The organism is uncultured Parabacteroides sp. (assembly GCF_905196875.1).
Classification (GTDB): Bacteria; Bacteroidota; Bacteroidia; order Bacteroidales; family Tannerellaceae; genus Parabacteroides.
This window is the reverse complement of sequence record NZ_CAJJWO010000015.1, coordinates 60321-85667: the sequence shown is the minus strand read 5'-3', so window position 1 is coordinate 85667 and position 25347 is coordinate 60321. Positions and strand designations below refer to the sequence as shown.

Sequence of the window (25347 nt, the reverse complement as noted above, 5' to 3'; positions counted from 1 at the left end):
TTCTCTAATTACTCCGGTCATAAAGCCTTTACCATACATAAAAAGATTTACCGGCAAAAGGCTTTCTCCAACGAACCGACCGGATTTTTACCTGCAGACAATTTACATAAAGATACATTATTTATAGTAGATGAAGCCTCCATGATCTCGAACGACGGGTTGGATTCATCATTTTTCGGCACAGGACGTTTACTGGACGATCTGATACAGTATGTTTACTCCGGCGAGAACTGCCGGCTGATCCTGATGGGCGACGTGGCACAGCTTCCGCCGGTCATGCAGACTGAAAGCCCGGCACTGAATGCTGAGATATTGAAAGGCTATAACCTCACAGTCAGCGAAATCACGTTGACACAGGTAGTCAGACAAAGTGAAGATTCCGGTATCCTGTTCAATGCCACCCGCTTACGTAATGCCTTGCGGGAAAACACCGTAGAGTTCTATCCGAAGCTCAATCTGAAAGGATTCGCCGATTTCAGGAAAGTGAACGGCGACGAATTGATCGAAGAGATATCGTCGGCTTACAGTCGCGACGGTCTGGAAGATACAATGATCATCTGCCGGTCGAACAAGCGGGCAACGATCTACAATAACGGCATCCGCAACCGTATCCTGTATAGGGAAGAAGAATTATCGTCGGGCGACCGCCTGATGGTAGCTAAGAACAACTACTACTGGACCAGCGAATGCAAAGAGATGGACTTCATCGCCAACGGAGAGATCGTGCAGGTGCTCCGTGTCAGGCGTACCAGCGAACTATACGGATTCCGCTTTGCCGATGTCACCGTACGTTTTCAGGATTACGACCTCGAAATGGATATCAAGATCCTGCTGGACACCTTGCAGACAGACGCTCCCGCCCTCCCTAAAGAGCTTAACGATAAATTATTCTACACCATACTGGAAGACTATGACGATATTCCGACCAAAGCAGGTAAGATGAAAAAGATGAAGGCCGACCCGCACTACAATGTGGTACAGGTAAAATATGCCTACGCCATCACCTGCCACAAAGCCCAGGGCGGACAATGGATGAACGTCTTCCTCGATATTGGCTACATGACAGAAGAAATGTTGGGCGAAGACTTCTACCGTTGGCTCTACACAGCCTTCACCCGTGCCACTCACCGGCTATATTTAGTTAATTTGCCGGATGAATTTGTTGAGTGACAGCACATTTTTTACCTATTAATCACGTTACATGAATAGAAATAGTTATTTTTGTTGCAATTAAGACAAAAGCGTTGTAAACACGGTCTTATAAATATTAAATTTAGGAATGGCAAATAAAGAAAAAATAGATTATCTGTTACTTGACCTCAAGGAACTAGAGACGTTGATAGCCGGAATGCGTGATGCAGAAGTTTATCCGGTATCCTTCTTTAGCCAGACATTTAATCTGACACACAAGATACTGAATGACCTTCATTCGCTGGAAACAGCCCAGATCGAGATGTTGCGCGAACAGATGGAAGCTCATCAGGCATTGATCCAATCATTGCCGACCCCGGTAGCCGCACCGATGCCTGTTGTACCCGAAGCGAAGGAAGAGACGGTTGAAGAAACCGTTACCCTCCGGGAAGAGGAACCGAAGGAAGTTGTCCGCGAAGTAATCATTGAAAAGAAAGAAATCATTATAGAAGAAAAGAAGCCTGTTCAACCGGAGCCGGTTAATCAGCAACCGGAAGCCACTGTGCCGGAACCGGCTGTTATCATGCAGCCCGAACCAGCCTCAGTACCCGTTGTCGAACCTAAGACCGCTACAGAAGTGCTTCACAAATCCGTGATTGAGAAACAAGGTGTTTTTCTGAGTGATATACTGGAGAAGAAAAATCTCTCCGACTTCCGTAAGGCATTCAGCCTGAACGACCGTTTCCGTTTCCGTCGCGAGTTGTTCGGAGGTAATGAAGAAAAAATGAATAAGGCGATCACCGACCTCAACGATATTCATTCGTACGAGGAATCGGTCACCTATTTAAATAACGAACTGAAATGGAATATAGAAGATGAAGCCGTAGCCGACTTCATCAAACTACTTGAAAAACGATTCCTATAAGATATGGCAAAGTTAACAGTTGTACCGACTCCCGTAGGAAACCTGGAAGATATGACCTTCCGGGCTATCCGTGTATTGAAAGAGGCCGATCTGATCCTGGCTGAAGATACACGTACGACCGGTATTCTGCTGAAACATTTTGAGATACAGAACAAGATGCAGTCGCACCACAAGTTTAACGAACATAAGACCGTGGAGCAAATCGCCTCCCGCATCAAAGGCGGCGAAAACATAGCACTTGTTTCCGATGCCGGTACGCCGGCCATTTCCGATCCCGGCTTTATGCTGGTCAGGGAATGTGTACGACAAGGTGTAGATGTCGAATGCCTTCCGGGAGCCACTGCTTTCGTTCCGGCCCTGGTTAACTCGGGGTTACCCAACGAGAAATTCTGCTTCGAAGGATTCCTCCCTCAGAAGAAAGGACGTCAGACCCGCCTGAAGGAGTTGTCTACCGAAAACAGAACGATCATTTTTTATGAGTCACCTTTCCGATTAGTAAAGACGCTAACCCAACTAGCCGAATTCTTCGGGAGCGACCGGCAAGTCTCCGTCTCACGTGAAATATCCAAATTGCATGAGGAGACTGTCCGTGGAACCCTGGAAGAGGTTATAGCGCACTTTACCGTGAACGATCCGAGAGGTGAGATTGTTATAGTATTAGCAGGCTTGAAAGATAAAAAAGAAAAAGAGACAGAAAAAGATGTTTAATTCAAAAACAAGAAGAAAATGAAAAAGTTATTATTGGTTTGTACCTGCGCAACATTACTGGTATCCTGCGGACAGAACTCGGCAGAATATAAGAAGTTGAAAGCTGAAAACGATTCTTTGAAAATAGAGAATACGAAAGCATCCAGCGAAATGAATGAAATCCTTACTACATTAAATGATGTAGAGGCAGACATACAGTCTATCCGTGATGCTGAAAACTACCTGAACCTTCAGCAGCAATCAGGTGGCGAATTCAGCAAAAGCAATCGCGAACAGATCAAAGAAAACATGCAACTGATCAGCGAAACCCTGAAAAAGAATAAGGAAACGATCAGTCAGCTGGAAGACAAACTGAAAAAGAGCGGTATCCAGTCAGCCGCACTGAAGAAAACGATCAACCGCCTTTCATCCGAACTGGATCAGAAAGCAACTATGATCGTCGCCCTTCAGGAAGACCTGGCGAAGAAGAACGTACGTATCCAGGAACTGGACGAAATGGTTTCTTCGCTGAATGAAGATGTGGAAAGCCTGGCTACAACAGCAGCTGCCCAGTCCGACAAACTGAACAAACAGGACAAAGCACTCAACACCGCTTACTACTGTTTCGGTACTGCCAAAGAACTGAAAGATCAGAAGATTCTTTCCGGAGGCGGCCTTTTCTCTAAATCAAAAGTATTGCAGAGCGGCTTCAACAAGGATTACTTTATCTCTGTAGATATCCGTGAAGTAAAAGAAATTCCATTATTCGCCGGTAAAGCAAAACTGAAATCCAACCATCCGGAAGGTTCTTACGAATTCGTGAAAGACGAAGACGGTAATCTGACATTGAATATCACAGACCCGAAAACATTCTGGAGCCTGGGTAAATATCTGGTTATCGAAGTAGGATGATGAAATACAAAAACCTCTTTATAGATTTGGACGATACCCTTTGGGATACGTACCATAATAATAAAGAATGCCTCGAAGAGATTTATACCGATCACCACTTTGACCGGTATTATGCCTCCTTCGAGGCTTTCTTTGATATCTATTGGCCGCACAACGAATTGCTGTGGAAACAATACCGCGCCGGAGAGATCGACCGGCAAACGCTTATCGTCGACCGTTTCCGTTATATGCTACGCCCGATGGGTATTGAAGATACCAAGGATGTGCTGGCAGTCAACAACGATTTCCTGCAACGCACCACAACCAAGACACGGCTTGTCGAAGGTGCTATCGAATTACTGGAATACCTTCGCCCCTCTTACCGTATGTATATCTTATCGAACGGTTTCCGCGAAGTACAAGACAAGAAGCTCCGCAACTCCGGACTGGCTCCTTACTTCAAACGAATGATCCTGTCGGAAGATGCCGGTATCCAAAAGCCGCATAAAGGTATTTTCGACTTCGCCCTGATCAACACCAACTCCCGTCGCAACGAAACCCTGATGATAGGCGACTGTTTCGAAGCCGATATCATCGGTGCCCACCAATCGCGGATAGATCAACTCTGGTTCAATCCACAAGGGTTACCTCCCCAGAAATTCACTCCGACTTATACGGTTAGCAGCCTAGAAGAGATAAAAAGGATATTATAATTTCCATAGAATGCACGTTTCTCTTTTGTATTTATAATTGACAGTAAAAAATATTTTTCAGACATATCTTCAGGATGAAATAACACATAGATACAGGCACATCCTGTATCTATTCTATTCATTATTAATCAACCAATTACAGTTTCCTCGTAGTTCAGAAGTTTAGAAACTCCAGTTTCCCGACAATTTCCTTCTTAGGAAACTCTAGTTCCCTCCGTAGGAAACTGCAATTTCCCAGGCAGGAAACTCCAATTCCCTGCAGAGGAAATTCGCGTTTCCTACCGAGGAAATTATGGTCGCCTCTGCAACTTTGTCTTGTACTGAAAGCTTACCGGCAAAGAAACAAGGGGATACAAGTTGCTTTGTAAGAATATATTTCTATTTTTGCAAACGATAAGTGTTTTGACTACTCGTATTATTAACTGTAAATATCATTATTATGAACAAACTTTGCCTAATTGTATTGGCTTGCCTGACGTGTTCACTTATACTTCCGGCCCAAAGAAAAGGGAATATATTGGTAAAAAAGGATATTCCACTGGATTCTATTGTGTTAAGTGACCCGGCTATTCTGGCTGACCGGAAAACTTCCATGTATTATATGACTGGGACCGGTGGTATGCTTTGGAAAAGTAAAGATCTGAAATTATGGGAAGGACCTTTTCAGGTTGCACAGACTGATCCGCAATCGTGGATGGGCCCCCATCCGATGATCTGGGCGGCAGAGTTACATCAGTACAAGGATAAATACTACTACTTCGCCACATTCACGAACCAGGCGATAACGATCGATACCGTTCACGGTACTCCGATAGAGCGACGTGCTTCACATATCCTGGTGAGTGATAAGCCGGATGGTCCTTACGTCCCTATGAAGGACCCGACCTATCTGCCGGCCGATAAACCGACACTCGACGGAACGTTCTGGATAGACAAAGACGGGAAACCTTATATGGTATATTGCTATGAATGGTTACAGAACTGGAACGGAACGATCGAAAAGATCAAACTGAAACCGGATCTGAGCGGATCTATCGGTGAAGGAAAAGTCCTTTTCCGTGCCAGCGATTCCCCGTGGAGCCGTGAGAAAGATGAGAACGGAAAGATCGGTCCGCACAAAGTAACCGACGGCCCTTATCTCTTTACAACAGGAACCGGACGCCTGGGTATGATCTGGACCAGCTGGATCTATAATATATATGTACAAGGAGTGGCTTATTCGGAAAGCGGCACACTGGACGGTCCCTGGATTCAGGAAAAAGAGATTATCACGCCACAGAACTTCGGACACGGAATGTTGTTCCAGACGCTGGAAGGTAATTGGATGATGTCTGTCCACAGCCATGAGGATATAAACGGGCATTACCGCCGCATTCCCCACTTGTTCGAGGTCGATCTGTCGGGAGATAAGCTGGTGATTGGAAAGCCTTATAAATAAAAGCAGATGGTCAGATATGGAAAGAGCCGTGTTGAAAGTATCGACACGGCTCTTCTTATATAGAATGAGTTTGTTTGTTCAATTTTATCAGAACTCAGAAGTAAAGTGGAACTTGATATCCGGGAAGTCCTGCTGTGCCATCGTCAATACATAGCCGGAGTCGGCCAGATAGACATCACGACCTTCCTTGTCGACGGCCATATACTGCGATTTACGTTTCTTGAAGTTTTCCAAAGCTGTCTGGTTTTCACTTTCGATCCAGCAGGCTTTATAGAGGCTGATCGGCTCCCATTTACATTGTGCACCGTATTCATGCAACAAGCGGTACTGGATAACTTCAAACTGCAACTGTCCTACCGTACCGATGATCTTACGACCGTTGAACTGGTTCGTAAACAACTGTGCAACCCCTTCGTCCATCAACTGCTCGATGCCCTTGTTCAGCTGCTTAGCCTTCATCGGATCGGCGTTCTCGATGTATTTGAACATTTCCGGAGAGAAGCTTGGCAATCCTTTAAAGTGCAACTCTTCACCGCCGGTAAGCGTATCGCCGATCTTGAAGTTTCCGGTATCGGGCAGACCGATGATATCGCCGGCAAAAGCTTCATCCACCGTCTCCTTCTTCTGAGCCATAAACGCTGTCGGGCTACTGAAACGCAGTTGCTTACCGAAGCGGACATGCTTGTAAGGCGCATTACGTTCGAAACGACCCGAACAGATCTTCACGAAAGCAATACAACTGCGGTGATTCGGGTCCATATTCGCATGAATCTTGAAGATAAAGCCTGTAAAGTTATCTTCCTCCGGATCGACCACACGTTCGACAGCCTGTATAGGACGGGGCGAGGGGGCGATCTTGACAAAGCAGTCGAGCAACTCTTTCACACCGAAATTATTCAAGGCAGAACCAAAGAACACGGGAGCGATATCTCCTTTCAGATACGTATTTACATCGAACTCCGGGTAAACTCCTTCGATCAGTTCGATGTCGGCACGAAGTTTATCGGCCAGGGTATCACCGATATGATTTTCCAGTTCCGGACTGTTGATATCGTTAAACTCGATCTTCTCCGTTACATACTGTTTACTCGGAGTATACAGGTCGAGTTTCTGTTCATATATATTATATACGCCTTTGAAGCGCTGTCCCATATCGATCGGCCAACTCAAGGGGCGTACATTGATATGCAATTCTTCTTCAATCTCATCCAGAAGATCGAAAGGATCTTTACCGTCGCGGTCCATCTTGTTGACAAACACGATCACCGGGGTCTTACGCATACGGCAGACTTCCATCAGTTTACGGGTCTGTGCTTCCACCCCCTTGGCAATGTCGATCACGATAATCACACTGTCTACGGCCGTCAATGTGCGGAAAGTATCTTCGGCGAAGTCCTGGTGACCGGGAGTATCGAGGATATTTACTTTATGATCTTCATAGTCGAAAGCCATTACAGAGGTTGCAACGGAGATTCCACGTTGTTTTTCTATCTCCATCCAGTCGGATGTCGCCGTCTTCTTAATCTTATTGGACTTTACGGCACCGGCCACATGAATAGCCCCTCCGAACAGCAACAGCTTTTCTGTAAGCGTAGTCTTACCGGCATCCGGGTGGCTGACAATAGCAAACGTTCTTCTTCTTTTAATCTCTTCTGAATATTGACTCATCTTATTCTTAATATAGTTTTTACAAAGACGCGGCAAAGATACAAAACGAAGGGGCAGATTCCAAACCTGCCCCTACCTAATTATAATGGATATAAACGGAATCCGAAGTTACGCCTTACTGCCGGTATCAAATACGGTTGATGCGGATAGGCACCCCAACTGGTGTCTCCTCCTACGCCCATTTGTTTCCAGTCGATATTCCAGGTAACCATGTCTTTCGGATGAATATCGGACATGTGACGTTGGTGTTTCTTCAGATCGACTTCACTCAGGTCGTCAGTCGGGAACAAGTAAGCACTGGTACTGATGTAAGGTTGACCTACAGCTTTCAATCCGCTCCCCTGCATATTGGTGAGAGTCATCCAGCGGACTTCGGTCTTGTTACCGTTTTCCTGCGGACGGTCGTAAGGAAAATACTGCTCCCAGACACTACCTTTATAACGCCCGACAAATGCACTTGTATAACGATCACAATAGTTTTCATGCGGTCCGCGTCCGAACCATTCCATCTGGTCATACTCGGGGGTCAATGTCAGACTTACTCCCAAACGAGGCAGCAACGGTAAAGTGTCATTGGCTGGTATGAAGAGGCAATTCACATCGACATATCCCTCCCCTGAAACCAGGTATTTTATAACAAAAGTAGAATGATCGACCGATTCCGGTAACCGGTAAGTGGATATCAGTTCGTATTTATCATTTGCGATCTGCTGTTTTTCGGTCTGTATTAATTTTGCATCCCGCCCTGCATGCCGCCATGGGTCACACCGCTTAGCCAGATCACTCCCCAGGTCGTTATCCGTAGACGGGCGCCAGAAGTTAGGCTGCAAAGCTTTCTTTATCATTTCTTTTCCTCCGAACATATAAGAACATAAAGCTCCGGTAGAAAGATCGAAAGCTACTTTCATCTTTCCTCCTGTCACTTCTATACGTCCGTCATGCTCCTCTGCTTTCAACGGAACAGAAGTCTGTACCGATACAGCCGACTTACCGAACGGCAGTTTTACTTGTTCACTAGCCAACTCTTCACCGGCTTTCAATAATCCGGCATCCGATTTCTGATACGCATAGAAATTCAGATAATACTCTACACCTGGTTCTTGTTCGATAGTAGGGAAAGAAGTTCTGAATAAACCTTTCTCCTGGGCAGGCAGTTCCACTTCATCGATTACCCCGGTAGCCAATACTTCGCCGTTTCCTTCCAGACGCCAACCGAACGTGAAATCGGAGAGGTCGGTGAAAAAGTATTTATTTGTCAATTCGACCAACCCTTTGTGATAATCGGCCAGCCGGAAAGCAATGTTCTGGTAAACTTTCTTCACTTCCCATATGTGCGGCTTCAATGTACGGTCAGCAGCGATCAATCCATTCATACAGAAGTTCTTGCTGCTTGGCGTTCCTTCTGGTGCCATATCTCCACCGTATGCCCAATAGAAACGGCCCTCCGGAGTTTTCTGTGCGATTCCCTGATCGACCCAGTCCCAGATAAATCCACCCTGCAGACTCGGGTATTTCTCTATCACATCCCAGTAACCTTGTAAATTACCGACGCTGTTACCCATCGCATGTGCATACTCGCAAAGGATAAGCGGTTTGTCCGGCATATAAAGGGTCCAATTGATCAGTACATCCAGTTTCTTATACATCGGACAGAAGATATCCGTATAAGGTCCCTTGATCCCATCCTCCGAATGTACCGGACGATGCGACTTGTCGTGAGCATGTATCCATTTATAAGTCATTGCAAAGTTACAGCCTTCACCCGTTTCATTACCCAACGACCAGGCAATGACACAGGGGTGGTTTTTATCTCTTTCAAACATGCGTTCCGTACGATCAACAAATGCTTTTTCCCATTCCGGCTGATTAGCCAGACATTTATCGGGATCATATCCCATTCCATGACTTTCGATATTCGCTTCATCTACTACATAAATGCCATACAGATCGCAAAGTTCGTACCAACGCGGATCGTTCGGGTAATGAGAGGTACGCACACTATTGATATTGAATTGTTTCATCAATTGCAAGTATTTAATCATCGATGCTTCATCGACAACATGTCCGGTTACGGCATCGTGCTCGTGCCTGTTCACTCCTTTTATATATACAGGTTTACCGTTTACCCATAAGCGGGCATGTTTCATCTCACATTCCCGGAAACCAATAAAGCGGGAAACAACTTCTTCCACTTTTCCGTTTATGCGCAAGGTCAACAGTAGGCGATACAGATTAGGCTTTTCTGCACTCCAAAGCCGCGGTGCAATGATCTTTTGGTGGAATTCAATATCCGAGCTTCCTTTTTGCAGTTTTTTCCGTTCCGCATAAATACTACGACCATCCGGTTCCTGCAGATCGATCTCTATTTCAGCACCTTTTATCTTTTCCGGATTTCTATTCCCTAGCTCAAGATACAGGCTGAAATCAGCATCAGTATACAACTCGTCCAAGTCAGTCACTACCTCAAAATCACGAATATGCGTTTGAGGGCGGGCATACAGATATACATCCCGCTGTATACCGGCAAAGCGCCAGAAATCCTGATCTTCCAAATAGTACCCGTCACTGAACTTAAAGACCTGGACAGCTATCTCGTTTTCTCCTCCCCAATTCAGGAAGTCGGAGAGATCAAATTCGGCCGGAGTTTTTGAATCCTGCGAATAACCGATCTGTTTACCATTGACCCAAACATAAAAAGAAGATGCCACAGAGCCAAAATGGAGAACGACCTGACGGTTCTTCCAGTCAGCCGGCACAGTAAACTTCTTTTTATAAGAACCTACAGGACTGTTGTCGGCCGGAATCAACGGCGGATTCTTTTTGAAACCATAGCCGCTACCTACATAAAAGGGATAACCAAAACCTTGCAGTTCCCAGTTTCCCGGCACGGTAATATCAGCCCAACCGGAAATATCAAATTCCTGTTTCCAAAAATCCAGTGGACGTTCAGCCACCTTCGGGACATAATGAAACTTCCAGGTTCCATTCAGGCACAAATAATAAGGTGAGGCCGACTTCACATTGTTAACAGCCAGCTCCTTCGTCGGATAGCCTAAGAAAGTAGCGGCAGAAGGCAAACGATTGATATGTAATACATCGTAGTTTTCCCAATCGTTATCCGAATGAGGATATTTATCATGGCGCAACTCTTTTACCTCTTCTTTTTTCTCCTGAGGCTTTTCCATAGGTGCCCCATCATACTGAGCATGGGCAGCAAACAAAAAACCGGACACGCCTATAAAGAACAATAATTGTTTTCTCATATATATGTGTATCTTTATTTATTCAACAACATTCTAATAGTCATAGCCGACGACCAGCTAAAATTCGGACAGTTCAAGGTTTCACCCGTAAGTGGATTATAATTTTCATGTATAGGTCCGTCCGTAAGTAATCCCTGAACATTGTCGATATATTGGGTTATTAGCTGATCAGCTTCTTTATTAAAACCATATTTACGCAAACCTGTCACACCGAAGTACACCTGATCGATCCAAACGGGACCACGCCAGTACCCACGGGTAGGGCGTAGCCTTGGATGGCTGACAGCCAGTGTACCTAATGGAACTTTCGAATTGAACTTTTCCGGATCAAGCATCTTTTCCAACACTTTACGTGCCTGCTGTGAAGTAGCAACCCCGGCCCAGAGAGGCAACCAGCATTCAGCCCCCATCACTTTTATGAACTCTCCGGTTCCCAACCGGGTATCATAAAAGAAGCCAGTTTCTTCATCGAACATCTTCGTCTGTATATGATTTTTTAGGGCTTCCGCCTCTTTATTCAGTTGTAATGCCAGTTCTTTCTTATCTAGTATCTCCGCCATTTCAGCCAAAAAGTTCTTTTCGGCATAAAGGAAAGAATTAAGGCAGATGTTCTCCTGATTCATCGACCAGGCTTTTTCCGGTTCATTCTTCAGCATGACGGCATCGTCGAAACGAACTCCGTTATCCATACCGCTTTCCCAACAGGCCGCCACAAGAGTTCCATCAGTAGAGCCATATTCACAGATACCATTCTTATCGTGGTCGCGATCGGTATACCACCATTGATGATACTTGTACAGTTTATCGAACATTTCCGCCACAAAAGCCTTGTCACCGGTAGCATCATAAATGCACTTGACAGCCCATGCAGCTAAAGGGGGCTTTGTATCACGCCAGTTGATCCGTTCTTTATTACGACTCACAAAATCGGGAATCATTCCATTCTCCGCCTGATAATCAAAAAGACAACGTATCTCATTCTTGGCTTCTTCCGGATTATATAAGGCATTGGCCGCCGCATGTTTCCATGAGTCCCACGACCAAATACCGAAGAACCCGTTATAGGATGGATATGTACCGTCATGCAGGATATCTCCCGATGGTGTACGCCAATTAGCTATGAGCGTCATCAAAGCTTTGACTACGACATGCCTGTACTTATTCTCTTTCATGAACGGGCTATCATTGTCGAACAAAGATGATAAATAAGTATTCCAACGTTTTTCATTTTCAGAAAAAACAAGATTAACTTCCAAATCTTTTAGCTGCTCGAGCTCTTTATCCAATGCTCCCCTATCAAACGCAAACGTTTGGGTTGATGCTGTTTCAAAACTACCACCGGGAGAAAGTCGCAATTCTTCTTTTTCAACGACAAGTAAACTATCTGTTCCTACCAACCGCACATCTTCGGCTGTGGGGAACGAAGCATATGTAAATGCCTGTTCCCGATTATTGGCAATCCTTATCCCTTTCTCTTCTACCGATAAAATAGCACTGTTCTCGTAAACTCCACCACGCCATTGTAAAGAAACAGATACTTCTCTCCCACCTGTATTATCTACACGAGAACGAATCAGTGCGGTACGGGAAGATAAAAAACAGAGTTCGGTCACAAAACTCAATTGTTCGTTCCTGAATTCCTGTACAAGCTTACCCGGATAATATTTTGAAGTCTGTATATTACGGGCAAGATCAAACTTTTCACCGTCGACCCGGATAATCGGTTCTGCAAGCGAACGGGCAATCCATCCTCTCCCCGTCATCATATAAGGTCCGATAAAACTTCCGGCCAACTTGTTCTCTTCATTTTCAGGTAATGCATACCCAGTCCACGAACCCAGATCAGCAAAGACAAAAAAATCGCGATCACTCTCTGTTTGGGGTACATTCTTGATATTTATCAGGTTATAAAAATCATCCCGGTCATTTTTTATTTCCTCCGGCAAAACGTTGTTCTTCAAACCTATATTACAGGAAGACAATAGGAGGGCGGAATAAACCGAAAAATAGTTTATTATATTATTCATAATAGAAATGTTTATAAAGTGAAGATTCAATAAATAGAATTAAGTCTTTACACACAATCTCCCTGCAGCGTTACAAAAGATTGCTTGTAACGCTGCAAAGTGACTGTTTGTTATTTAAGCAGCTTCTATTTGGAGAAATTCGGATTTTGTTCCCAGCCAGGATTCAGCAGGAATTCATCGTGTGGAATAGGTAACAGTTTATGTTTACTGTCAACATAATTATCGACGAATGGTTTCTTATGTTCTTTCAAGGTCTGTTCTACAATACCCCAACGAACCAGATCATACCATCGGGAACCTTCGAGCGCCAATTCACAAGGACGTTCCACATCCTGCAAATGTTTCAATACAGCTTCCTTATTCATATCTTTCGGGAGAGCCGTAACATTTACACGTGCACGAACCTGATTGATATAGTCGATAGCCTGCGAAGTTGCTCCCCGGTGATTAAGACATTCTGCATATAACAAAAGAACATCCGCATAGCGAATTACCGGAATATTAAAAGCACTCCAATCCCAATACTGACTCAATGACTCATCCCAAGTAACAAACTTATGCCAGTAAATAGCATCTTTCGAATGGTAATCACTAAATTGTTTTCCCTCTTCCATGTAGAATGCCTTGGTCTTCGGATCGTCGAAAAGAATCGTAGCATATAGTCGATCACTGTAATTACCGTCAACCGTTTTGTCCTGCTTCATGACATCAAATAGCCAGAAAGAGGGATATGCCTCTTCATAACCTTCAGCGTCACTGGGGGCCAGATGGATAGCCAAACGATTAAATTCGCGGCGACCTCCATCCATATTTCCTGAGTATTGAACTTCAAATACAGCTTCCTTGCTGTTCTTATGCAATCCATCCCACAGATCGCCATAGTTGTCGATCAACTCGTATTGGCCACTGTCTATGATTTTTTTCAATTCTATCTCCGCTTTATCCTGTTGATTACGGAACATATAATACTTAGCAAGTATCCCTGCTGCCATATATTTTGTGGCCCGTCCTGCCTGTTCCGGTTTCCATTCACCAGGTTCCGGTAAGTAGTTCTGCACATCAGTTAATTCCTTCTCGATAAAACCGGTAATAACTCCGGGTTGTGATTGCTCAGGATAGAATTCTTCATCTGTACCCTTCAGTTCATGTTCATATAAAGGCAACCGTTCACCAAAGTTCAGGTACAACCTGAAATAATAGTATGCACGTAAGAAACGGGCTTCCGCCAATGAACGGTTCTTTACCTCTTCCGATACGCCCTCTACGGTTGGGATATTGTCAATACACTGATTGGAATAATTAATGCCTTTAAACAAATCGCGCCATTCACCGTAGCCCAATGCATCGTTCGGTGTATTGTTGTACATTGCCAGGTTCATCCATGAAGTCACATCAGCACGGAAATCCAATTCATCACTCCGATAGTTATCTATTACGATATAACGTTCGAAAGGCATTCCCCACGCCATATTAGGTTGTAAATAAGCATAAGCAGCTGTCAGTCCCTTGATTATATCCCCTTCTGATTTCCAGAATATACCCGGAGTCAGATAATTCGGGTTTGTTTTCTCATCCAGAAAAGTACCCGTACAAGCCGATAAACCTAAGCTAAGTGCCAGACCGGCAATAAATATATTCTTCAATTTCATGATATTCTTCTTTAATGATTAAAAACCAAATTTCAAACCGATCATATAAGAACGACTCAAAGGATACAAAGCATCGTCTATCCCCATATAAGTAGTTCCGGTATCGCTATTAGACGTCGCCCCAGTAGCCGGATCGTATCCTTTATACCCAGTGATCGTGAATAAACGATTGGCAGCAAGGTATACACGAAGATTACTAATATGTAGAGAATTGCATACTTTTGCCGGCATATTGTAACCTATCTGCAAATTATTCAGACGCAGAAAATTACCATTCTCAACAAAACGGTCCGATGTCTGGATATTTCCGTTTGGATCGCCTACAACCGCACGTGGGATATCTGTATTCGGATTTTCAGGTGTCCATGCATTCAAAGCATCTTTACCATAATTGAAAACTTTATCCATACGCTGTAGCTGACGTTTCATATAATTGTAGCGTTTCACACCGAAATTTCCATAGAAGTTTGCCACCAGGTCGAAGTCACCGTAACGCAGATTTACATTGAAGCCGACAATTGCTTTCGGGCTGCCACTACCTACTTTTACTTTATCGTTCGAATCCAGCTTTCCATCTCCGTTCTGATCGATAAAACGTATATCGCCAGGTGCAGCTGCCGGTTGTAAAGGAATCCAGTTACCGGCAGCATCTTTTGATCCATGCAGGGCATTCCAATCATCCACTTCTTGTTGACTCTGGAAAATACCATCGGTCTTCAACACCCAAAACTCACCGATCTCACCACCAACATAAGTTCGTGCCGGGCCATACTCATCGAGATAACCGGGATCCGACATTTCTTTCAGGACACTTTTATAATGTGAAACGTTCAGATCCAGATCATATTTGAATTTACGCCCTACACTTCCATGATAGATTGCCTGCATCTCGAAACCGGTTGTCCGTAAGCGTCCCTCATTTACAATAAGACTGCCAAAGCCTGTGCATGTACTGATATTTTTAGACGATAGCATATCTTTGGTATTTTTGATATAAGCTTCAGCCGAGAATTCAAGTTTGTTGTTCCAGAATCCAAGGTCGATACCAATATTTTTATATAATGTTGTTTCCCATTTAATATGCGTGGAAGGTAAACCGATAACAGCATATCCCATACTGATCGCATTACCGCCGAAAGGATAATTCAGATCGTTCGTATTGGAAGTAAGGCGAGGTATATATTTATAATTACCAATCGATTGATTGCCGAGAGCCCCATAACTCAAACGCAGTTTGAAGGTTGATACAGTCTCTTTCATCTTCTCCCAAAATCCTTCATTCGCAATATTCCAACCCAGAGAAGCAGATGGGAAAAATCCCCATTTATTACCTTCTCCAAAACGGGAAGAACCATCATAGCGAGCCGAGATCATCGCCATATAACGATAGTCATAATTATAACTAACACGACCGAAAGCCGAACGCAACGCATAACGATTATATCCTCCGCCCACGGCAAAATTGGTTTGTCCGTGTTGTAGGTATTGCATATCATTGTTCTCAAACTGAGAGGTAGATCCCGATTGGTCTTCATACTTGTTTTCCTCCTGAGAAATACCCAACAACGCCTGCAAGCTATGCTTTTCGGCAAAGGTTTTATTATAATTGGCTGTCAATTCCAACAAATCTTCTGTCCGCTTACTTCTTTCTTCATATAAAGAGGCTATTTTATTTACCTTGCTGGCTCCTACATAATAGGTTGGTGTAAATGACTTATAGTGATAAAAGTTTATATTACGTCCTGCCTGGAATTTAACGATCAGATCTTTTATCGGTTCATACTGGATGTAAGCCGAAGCTGAGATGTAATCATTTGCCTTAGTTGTTTTGATCAGATTATTAAAAGCAACCGGATTTGCCGCATCCGACATCCCCATACCAGGTATTGCTCCACCATAACCACCTTCGTTATCCGGATCGTAAACCGAAACCAAAGGTTCGATATTCGTAGTCTGGTACATACCCGGAAAACCGGTATCAGCTTCAGGAGTCGTAGTTTTACGACCGTAGCTGATAGATTCACCCATTCTGAACTTACCACGTTTGATATCGGAATTCAAGCGGAAACCAAATTTTTCCGAATCTGTGCCGACAATAATACCATCCGTTGAAGAATAAAAACCAGACAAGGCAACATTCATTATTTCATTCCCGGCAGTATATCCTAAATTATATTTTTGAGTCAGACCTCGACGGTAGTATTCCTTCTGCCAGTCCGTATCGGCAAACTGACCGGGATTTTCCCCGTATGCAGCAATATATTTAGGCCAACGGCTTTGAGGTAAACCGGCATTAGTCAAAGCCATCTTACGCACTTTTATAAACTCTTCTGAATTACAAACTTCCATTCGTTTAGGTAGGTCATCCATTCCCAAATAGACGGAAACCGAGATCTTTGGTTCCTGTTTCCCTCCACGATTCGTTTCGATCAGAATTACACCAGCAGCTGCACGCGCTCCATAAATCGCGGCTGTAGCCGCATCTTTGAGAACAGTCATCGATTTAATATCTTCCGGGTTCAGAAAAGACATATCTCCAGGAACTCCATCAATAACTATCAGAGGCTCGTTACTTGAGCCCCAGGATGTCATACCGCGTACCGTAATAGTAGGATCGCTTCCCGGAGCACCTGTTCCAAAATTGACTGACAACCCCGGTGCCATCCCTTGTAGGGCATCAGCTGCTCCTGCCGTAGGTAAATTTGCCAGCTTTTCACCGGAGACAGTTGTTACAGAGCCGGAAACATCGGATTTTTTCTGTGTTCCATAACCAATAACTACAACTTCATCCAGCTTTTTTGTATCTTCTGCCAAGACTACATCTAATGTATTATTTTTCCCCGGAGTTACTTTCTGTTGGATATAGCCTATATAAGAAATTAGCAAGCTGCCATTACTCGATATTTCCAGGGAAAAATGTCCGTTTATATCAGAAATTGTGCCGTTACTCGTTCCTTTTTCGACAATATTAGCTCCGATAATAGGCTCTCCTCCGCTATCTTTAACCGTTCCTGTTATCTTACGCATTTGCTGAGATTTCATTAAAGCGATGTTCCGACTTGAACCTTTATACAAGACAATATGCTTATCGTCGATGTCGTATTTAACATCTTCACCATAGAATAATTGTCCCAGTACATCTTTTATATTTTTATCGTTTACGCTTACCGATACTTTACGATGTACATCAATCTGTTCCGTATTATAAGTGAAATAATACAGGCTTTTCTGTTCAATAGCAGAAAGCACTTCCTGCACCGTCGTGTTTTCCATATCTAATGAGAAACGAGTAGATTGCGAATATGTGATTTCAGCAAAAACTGGTAGAGTACCAAAGAGAACAAATAAGAGCAGACATCTCATAATAGATAAACTTTTTCTTTGCCACGATGAAAATCTCTCACATCGAAGCAAACTTTTCATAATATAATCCATACATTTGTAAATGATTAGTTAGTAATAAATTCAGGTTATTAAAAATTTATTTGATTAATCGTTTCTGAACCGGAAGTGTTGGGAGCATTTTCGGTTCTTTATTTATATTCGTTTTATTCCATAGGCAATTCGTTTTTATAAATTATTACTTGCCCGCCATTTAGGTTGAAATCAAGTTGGCGAGTTCCTTTTAATAAAGTGAGAATTTGAGATAAAGTAGCATTATTCTCTACGCGTAAAGAGAACTTTCTCTCAGCAAGTCCTTGTCCTTCTATTCTTATTCGAACATCGAAACGACGCTCCAAATCTTTTACTATCTCTGAAAGAGAATTATCGACATAAGCAATTTCACCAGATTTCCATGCATAAAAGGCATTGCCGTTCACACGATGCAATTTCAATCCCATTTGTTTTGAGTAAGAAACTTGTTCACTGGGATTTAACATTACTGATTCCCGCTCATCGGCTGTTCGGACTTCCACTTTTCCTGATTCCAATGTAACATACGTGACTTCATTCTGATAAGCTTTTACATTGAAAGTAGTACCTAACACTTTGATCGTCATGTCCGGAACTTGTACAACAAATGGACATTTTTCATCGTGCGTGACTTCAAAAAAAGCTTCTCCTTCCAACTCCACATGACGTTGTTTACCTGAAAAAACAGCTGGATAATGTAAACGGCTATTTGAATTCAGACATACTTTCGTTCCATCTGATAAAACCAGGTTCACACGTTGACCTTTAGGAACTTCAACCATATTTGCCGAATCAGGAATCGTGGTACGATCATAAAAAATATCAATCGTGATTAATAAAGCGAGTAAAGCTACCGCTGCATACTTCCAATAGCGGGGACCAAATAATTTATACTTTTGTGATTTCGGTCGCAATAAGTTGCTCAGACGATGATAAGCTGTTTCAATCCGGCTGGAACGGACAATAATCGCTTCGCGTTTCAACATCCAAAGTCGTTCGATTTCAAAAAAGATATCGGCATTCTCTTTACCTTCCAATATCCAATTCTCTATCTTTTCTGATTCGCCTGGAGTAGACTGACCTTTTAAATATTTTATGATTTGTTCTTCATTCATCTTGCTCAAAATTATCGCTTATATATAAACGAAGATTAAGCAAGAGAAAACTACGGGGAAATTTTTCCGTTTTTTTTACTTATATGTTGAAAAACACAAGATGAGTATAAAAAGGCGATGTAAATCCTTTCGGAGAAATATGATAGCTTGACGAATATGCCATTCCACAGTACGGGTAGAAAGTCCCATTGTATCGGCAATAGCCTTATGACTCATATCTTCAAAATAACATAATCGGAAAACCTTTGCACATTTGGGAGAGAGTTTGTCAATCGATTCATTAATTATATCCTGCAAATCCTGGTTAATAACAGATTTCATTACTTCATTCTCATCAGAATGTTCTTCCATCCAAAGTAAACGAGCTTCGCCAATACGTACTTTCCGTTCATATTCCTCTACAACCATTTGATGTTTTAAATGATCCAGACAACTATTTTGAGTACATTTATATAAAAAAGATTTTATATCATTTATATCAATCGTTTCTTTTCTCTCCCAATAAAATAAAAATACATTCTGTACCAAATCCTCCGCCGTGCACTCATCCACAAACCGGGAGGCCAAAGTGATCAAACGTGGATAGAGCACCTTGAAAAGTCGGTGAAAGGAAGCCCAATCACCTTGTCTTACTTTTTCTATATCAAACGATAGGTTCTTCAAATTTTAAATTAACAATTTCATATCATTAGCTTTTTCATGCAAATACGAAGGCTTGTTTCCCAATGAGGTATTACAATTTTATATGTTTCTTTTATCTTACTTTTATTCAATACGCTATAAGGGGGACGTACAGCCTTTGTCGGATAATCTTTTGTTTCAATAGGACGGATACGGCAATCTATTCCGGCTATTTGCAAGATTTTCACGGTAAAGTCGTACCAGCTGCAAACACCTTCATTCGAATAATGGTAGATACCCGGAACAAAGGCTCCTTTCTCATCGGCAGTAACCACGGAAAGGATCATAGCAGCCAAATCTCCGGCATAGGTGGGTGTCCCTATTTGGTCGAACACAAAACCCAGTTCATCCCTTTCCTTACCCAGACGGAGCACTGTCTTTACAAAATTACTTCCGAACTCAGAATACAGCCAGGCTGTACGGATAATTACCGCATCAGGGCAAACTTCCATCAACCCTTCTTCACCGGCCAGTTTGGTACGACCATAGACAGACACCGGACGTGTACCGTCGGTTTCCTTGTATGGACGATAACCCGTACCACTGAATACGTAGTCGGTAGAGACATGGATCATCTTTGCTCCGGCTTCACGGGCCGCTTCACCCAGTACACATACGGCAAAGCTGTTCAATCGACGGCAGAGCTCTTCATTATCTTCCGCCTTATCTACCGCTGTGTAAGCGGCACAATTTATAATATAGTTTACCTGATTATCTTTTACTGCAGCTTTTACTGCTGCCGGATCTGTTATATCCAACGTATCGACATCCGTAAACAAGAAATTGTATTGCGGATATTGTCCGGACAGCACACGAATAGAATTACCCAGCTGTCCGTTGGCACCTGTTACTAAAATTGTTTTCATGTTTTTAATCTTCTAATTTCAGTTCTCCGTTCATATCCTCACGATACTTCTCGGCAAGAAGCGCCAGGAAAGAACTGATCTGCTTGATCGCTTCCTGTGTTTCCGGGCTTACCGGCTTTCCCTGCATCCGCAGAAGCAGAAAACCATAGATCGCATTAAAGCATGTTTCCAGTTCAGGCAACTCTTCTCCTCCGGATTTAGCCCGGAGCTGAACTATATATGGGAGCGTTTTATAGTAGGCCGCCCCGTAAATCATTTCTTTTGTAGATTTAAGCAGCCGCAGATGCAGGTCGGTCAAGGTGATAATCACATTCTTATTTAACTGGATGTGTCCCTTTTCCATTACGCCTTCACTACGCATCATTTCGATTAGTTCCTCATACCAGGCAGCGATCTCTTCCTTTACTTCATCCGGCTGGTCGTATTGGGAAATGACCGTACGGCGGATAGAGTCGATATCAAAATGATTGGCACGTATCAGGTCTTCCACCTGCCACATGTATAACAAATACTCGGCTATATTTTCTTTTCTTTTCTGTTTTGCTATAATCATAGCTACAAAGATACACTATATTCGGATAACGCCCGATAAAAATCGGCATCTTTAACACCTAACTGGCGGCAAGCCAGACGGGCAGCGTTCAGATTTGTCAGGAAATAACTGTCGGGGATCCGTATCGGAAAGTCACCGTAACGGGTCTGCAAGAAGGTTGCTCCGTCTTTCTCGATCACGGCATGTTCTGCATACGGAATGGCGGTGATGTCTTCACGTACCTCCTCAGCCAACTGCTTTACAATACGGTCGCCTTCGAAATAGATCAATTTACCTTCGCGTTCGATCAGGGTGGTGAAGTTACGGAAGGTATCGTAGTAGGCATCCGCCGTAGGATGGTCGGTGTCCGGTGTCCACGACAAATTGGTCAGTATAGCGATATGCGGACGGTAGAACTCCAGCTGGAAACGTTTTTCCAATGCCGAAGTAACATGCTCGTCACCTTCAATCAGGGCAATGCGTGCTTCATAACTCATCCGTACCCGGTTAGACAGCAGAGGAACTTCACTTGTCAGGGCATAATCGAAAGCTAGCTTCTGCCGCTGAAGGGCACAAACGATCATCGAGATAATTGATTTCTTTCCGCGGCTTCCCGCTACAACTACCCGTGTTTTCTCTTTAGTACGCTGAAATATGAATTCAGGAATTGAGAGAATAAGTAATCCTAATTCTTTTGCCTTTATCAGCTCCGGATTGTCTTGTTTGACAGTTGCACCCAGAACGACAAAATTACTATCCTTTATTAATCTCTCCGGAAACCAACCGTTTCCATGACAAGTACAACCGGCAGCACGAAGCCTTGCAACTACATCCTCTGTTATACCGTCGCCGGAAACGCTCACTTCATATCCCTTCTCATGAATAGCCAAAGCCAGGTCAAGCACAAGAGGTTCGGTTACGGAGATTAAATGAACTTTTCGCATCGCTTAGATTTTGGCGCAAATGTACACAATTTCATCAAGCTTCGACGTATCGTAGATAGAAAAAACTTGCTTATATTTGACACAAAAAAAGTGAAATGGAGATACAAATAATAGACACAGGATGTTTTTACGCAGATGGAGGAGCTATGTTCGGAGCCATTCCGAAGACAGCCTGGAGCCGGCGTTATCCGAGTAACGAGACGAATGGTTGCATCCTCTCGATGAGAAGCCTACTAATATCAAAGGCTCCTGAAAAAGTAGTCCTTGTCGACAACGGTGCAGGCGACAAACATCTCAGCCAACTCAGCTATTACAACTTCTTCGACCTGGCCGATCTGGAAGATGAATTACGGAAAAAAGGTATTTCTCCGGAACAGGTAACAGACGTCGTACTCACCCACCTTCATTTCGACCATTGTGGTTATACCACCCGAAAGAATAAGGAGACCGGCGAGTTATATCCGTCATTTCCAAATGCCGTCCACTGGGTCAGCCGCAGACAATGGGAAAACTTCCTGCATCCGAACCCGCTGGAAAAAGACTCTTATTTTATGGAAAATATGCAGGCTGTTGCAGATAGAGGACTGTTACGCCTTATCGACACCGATATGGAGCTATGTACCGGCATCAAACTTCGTATCTTCGATGGTCACACGCCCGGACAGCTGGTCCCTTACATTACGACTTCCGAACAGACTTTTGTCTTTACCGGAGACGTAATCCCCCTTGCAGCGAGCGTCTCACCTGAGTGGATATCAGCCTACGACACCTATCCGGTCACCTCTTACCAGGAAAAGATTCGTATGCTCGAAGAAGCAGCCCGCGAAGGACAGGTACTGATCTATTGCCATGACGCCTACACTAAATGCAGCACCGTAAAGAAAGTAAGCAACTTCTTCAAAAAAGACAAAGTGATAGATTTATAATAATTTACGTCCTTTACTGCCTGATTATTACACATATGAAATAAATTCTTATCTTTGAACGCAATCTCTGACGGAATATAAAACAATCTAAAAAAGACATTATCATTTATAACTTTTAATGACGCATGAATAAACTAAGCAAGTACGCGCTGCTTTTCGCAGCTTTTGCAGGAATGGTAGCCTGTTCCGACGGTAAAGTCGCTACCGGTGATTATGAAATCATTCCCCTGCCGCAGGATGTCTCCCTGACAAACGGGACTCCTTTTATTTTAACGCCTTCTACTTCTATCAGCTACCCGGAAGGGAATGACTTACTGAAACAAGCTGGCGAGTTCCTGGCTTCCTATATTAAAGAAGCAACCGGCTACGCACCGAAAGTAGTAACCGACAAAAGTGCTAAACCTATCAACCTCTCTATCGACAAAAGCATCTCCAACCCTGAGGGATATCGCCTGACGGTAACTCCCGAAGGTATCGAACTGGCAGGTGCTACCGAAGCCGGCGTATTCTACGGCGTACAAACATTGCGCAAATCGATCCCGGCAGTGGCTGAAGGGATGAACATCGAACTTCCGGCCGTGACGATCAACGATTATCCCCGCTTTGTCTATCGTGGCATGCACCTGGATGTATCGCGTCACTTTTTCCCGGCCGATTCTGTCAAGAAGTTTATCGACATATTGGCTTTACACAATATGAATACGCTACATTGGCATCTGACAGACGATCAGGGATGGCGTATCGAGATCAAGAAATATCCGGAACTGACTACCATCGGTTCCCAACGTAAAGAAACTGTGATCGGACGTAACTCCGGCGAATATGACGGCAAACCGTACGGTGGTTTCTACACACAGGACGAAATCCGCGACGTAATCGCTTACGCCAAAGAACGTTTCATCACGATCATTCCTGAAATCGACCTACCTGGTCACCAGCAGGCTGCACTGGCCGCTTACCCGGACTTGGGTTGTACAGGCGGTCCGTATGAAGTATGGACACAATGGGGTATCTCCGACGACGTGATCTGTGCCGGTAACGACAAAGCAATGGGCTTCCTGGAAGATGTATTATCGGAAGTGATCGACCTCTTCCCTTCCGAATATATCCATATCGGCGGTGACGAATGTCCGAAAGTACGCTGGAAAACCTGTCCGAAATGCCAGGCCCGTATCAAAGCGGAAGGTATCAAGGGAGACAATAAACACAGTGCGGAAGAATATCTGCAAAGCTATGTAATCTCGCGTATGGAGAAATTCGTGGAAAGCAAAGGCCGTCACATCATCGGTTGGGATGAAATTCTGGAAGGCGGACTGGCTCCGAATGCAACCGTGATGAGCTGGCGTGGTGTAGACGGCGGTATCGAAGCTGCCAAACAGAACCACAATGTGATCATGACTCCAAATACCTATTTGTATTTCGATTACTACCAGTCGACCGACACAGAAAATGAACCGTTGGCAATCGGAGGTTACCTGCCGCTGGAACGGGTTTATTCATTGGAACCGACTGCCGGTATCCCGGACGAATACAAGAAATATGTGATCGGTGTACAGGCTAACCTGTGGACTGAATACATCCCGAGCTTTTCACAGGTGGAATATATGGTAATGCCGCGTATGGCAGCCCTGGCCGAAGTGCAGTGGACTGACCCGAGCAAGAAAGAATACCAGAGCTTCCTGCCTCGCCTGGTTCGTATGACTAAATTATACGACCGCCTGGGTTACAACTATGCTAAGAACATCTTCGACATCCACGCCGAATTCACCACCGATACGGAAAACGGTGAGATCGTTGTAAAGCTGTCCACAATGGGAGAGGGTGACATCTACTACACACTGGATGGCAGCGAACCGACCAGTGCAAGCAACAAATATGAAGCTCCTGTCAAAATAAAGGAAGACGGAACGATAAAAGCAGTTGTCGTACGTCCTTCCGGCAACAGCCGCGTATTCTCTGAAAAGATCAACTTCAGCAAATCGACAGCGAAACCTGTTACCTTGCGTGTCGCTCCAAGCAAAGGATACGACTTCAACGGCGGTATCGAACTGACAGACGGTCTGACTGGCGACACAAACTATAAGACCGGCCGCTGGCTGGGCTTCCAGGGAAAAGACCTCGACGCTGCGATCGACCTGAAACAACCGGTTGAAATCAGCAAGGTAGGCTTCAACACTAATGTCGTAAAAGGCGACTGGATCATGGGAGCAGCCGGAGTAACGGTAAAGGTATCCGAGGACGGCCAGAACTTCAAAGAAGTAGCCTCCAAGGTGATCCCTTCATTAAAACAAACCGACAAAGATGGTATCTATCCGCAGGAAATTACTTTTGCCCCGGTAAAAGCACGCTATGTGGAAGTAATCATCAAAAGCGATAAGTTGCCGGCATGGCATGGTGGCGCGGGTAATCCGGCTTACCTGTTTGTAGACGAAATAATTATTCAATAGGGTACACAAAAAGAAAGAGCCGGTTAAAGA

18 protein-coding genes are annotated in these 25347 nt (G+C 43.9%); 8 read left to right on the top strand and 10 right to left on the bottom strand.

The features are described 5' to 3' along the window. The 6 genes from QZ076_RS07670 to QZ076_RS07645 all read left to right on the top strand — a co-directional run. On the top strand, window positions 1-1170 hold a 1170-nt coding region (locus QZ076_RS07670; protein WP_293712006.1), incomplete at its 5' end, for an ATP-dependent RecD-like DNA helicase. A 109-nt stretch (window positions 1171-1279) separates the two neighbouring features. After that, on the top strand, window positions 1280-2056 hold the full coding sequence (locus QZ076_RS07665) for a hypothetical protein (RefSeq protein ID WP_293712003.1): 777 nt from the start codon (window positions 1280-1282) through the stop codon (window positions 2054-2056). A 3-nt stretch (window positions 2057-2059) separates the two neighbouring features. Continuing rightward, a complete protein-coding gene (gene rsmI, locus QZ076_RS07660) occupies window positions 2060-2764 on the top strand; it encodes a 16S rRNA (cytidine(1402)-2'-O)-methyltransferase (RefSeq protein WP_129731913.1) in 705 nt (234 codons plus the stop codon). 18 nt (window positions 2765-2782) lie between these two features. After that, a complete protein-coding gene (locus tag QZ076_RS07655) occupies window positions 2783-3655 on the top strand; it encodes a hypothetical protein (protein ID WP_129731911.1) in 873 nt (290 codons plus the stop codon). Next, window positions 3655-4347, top strand: a complete 693-nt coding sequence (locus tag QZ076_RS07650; RefSeq protein ID WP_293711998.1) for a YjjG family noncanonical pyrimidine nucleotidase — start codon at window positions 3655-3657, stop codon at window positions 4345-4347. Before QZ076_RS07655 ends, QZ076_RS07650 begins: the two co-directional genes overlap by 1 nt. A gap of 439 nt (window positions 4348-4786) precedes the next feature. Next, window positions 4787-5785, top strand: a complete 999-nt coding sequence (locus QZ076_RS07645; RefSeq protein WP_293711995.1) for a glycoside hydrolase family 43 protein — start codon at window positions 4787-4789, stop codon at window positions 5783-5785. A gap of 87 nt (window positions 5786-5872) precedes the next feature. Here QZ076_RS07645 and QZ076_RS07640 read toward each other — a convergent pair whose 3' ends face one another. From QZ076_RS07640 to QZ076_RS07595, 10 genes are all read right to left on the bottom strand, one after another. After that, entirely contained in the window at window positions 5873-7453 is a 1581-nt protein-coding gene (locus QZ076_RS07640) for a peptide chain release factor 3 (RefSeq protein WP_293711992.1), read from the bottom strand. A gap of 80 nt (window positions 7454-7533) precedes the next feature. Continuing rightward, a complete protein-coding gene (locus QZ076_RS07635) occupies window positions 7534-10716 on the bottom strand; it encodes a glycoside hydrolase family 2 TIM barrel-domain containing protein (RefSeq protein ID WP_293711989.1) in 3183 nt (1060 codons plus the stop codon). 14 nt (window positions 10717-10730) lie between these two features. Further along, complete coding sequence (locus QZ076_RS07630) at window positions 10731-12743, bottom strand: trehalase family glycosidase (RefSeq protein WP_293711986.1); 2013 nt, start codon at window positions 12741-12743, stop codon at window positions 10731-10733. Between the two features lie 125 nt (window positions 12744-12868). Next, complete coding sequence (locus tag QZ076_RS07625; protein ID WP_293711983.1) at window positions 12869-14392, bottom strand: RagB/SusD family nutrient uptake outer membrane protein; 1524 nt, start codon at window positions 14390-14392, stop codon at window positions 12869-12871. An 18-nt stretch (window positions 14393-14410) separates the two neighbouring features. Then, window positions 14411-17827, bottom strand: a complete 3417-nt coding sequence (locus tag QZ076_RS07620) for a TonB-dependent receptor (RefSeq protein ID WP_365324972.1) — start codon at window positions 17825-17827, stop codon at window positions 14411-14413. Window positions 17828-17940: 113 nt separating this feature from the next. Further along, a complete protein-coding gene (locus tag QZ076_RS07615) occupies window positions 17941-18921 on the bottom strand; it encodes a FecR domain-containing protein (protein WP_293711977.1) in 981 nt (326 codons plus the stop codon). A 75-nt stretch (window positions 18922-18996) separates the two neighbouring features. Beyond that, window positions 18997-19584, bottom strand: coding sequence for an RNA polymerase sigma-70 factor (locus QZ076_RS07610; RefSeq protein WP_293711974.1), 588 nt, complete (start codon window positions 19582-19584; stop codon window positions 18997-18999). A gap of 17 nt (window positions 19585-19601) precedes the next feature. Further along, entirely contained in the window at window positions 19602-20468 is an 867-nt protein-coding gene (rfbD, locus tag QZ076_RS07605) for a dTDP-4-dehydrorhamnose reductase (protein ID WP_293711971.1), read from the bottom strand. Window positions 20469-20472: 4 nt separating this feature from the next. Then, window positions 20473-21021: a DUF4924 family protein gene (locus QZ076_RS07600; protein ID WP_075558956.1), complete on the bottom strand. Its 549-nt coding sequence runs from the start codon at window positions 21019-21021 to the stop codon at window positions 20473-20475. Between the two features lie 2 nt (window positions 21022-21023). Beyond that, a complete protein-coding gene (locus tag QZ076_RS07595) occupies window positions 21024-21944 on the bottom strand; it encodes a Mur ligase family protein (protein WP_293711966.1) in 921 nt (306 codons plus the stop codon). A gap of 95 nt (window positions 21945-22039) precedes the next feature. Here QZ076_RS07595 and QZ076_RS07590 point away from each other — a divergent pair, with 95 nt between their 5' ends. Next, window positions 22040-22870 (top strand): MBL fold metallo-hydrolase, encoded by an 831-nt coding sequence (locus QZ076_RS07590; protein ID WP_293711963.1) that lies wholly within the window; start codon window positions 22040-22042, stop codon window positions 22868-22870. Between the two features lie 125 nt (window positions 22871-22995). Further along, window positions 22996-25317: a glycoside hydrolase family 20 protein gene (locus QZ076_RS07585; protein ID WP_293711960.1), complete on the top strand. Its 2322-nt coding sequence runs from the start codon at window positions 22996-22998 to the stop codon at window positions 25315-25317. Window positions 25318-25347 lie beyond the last annotated feature (30 nt).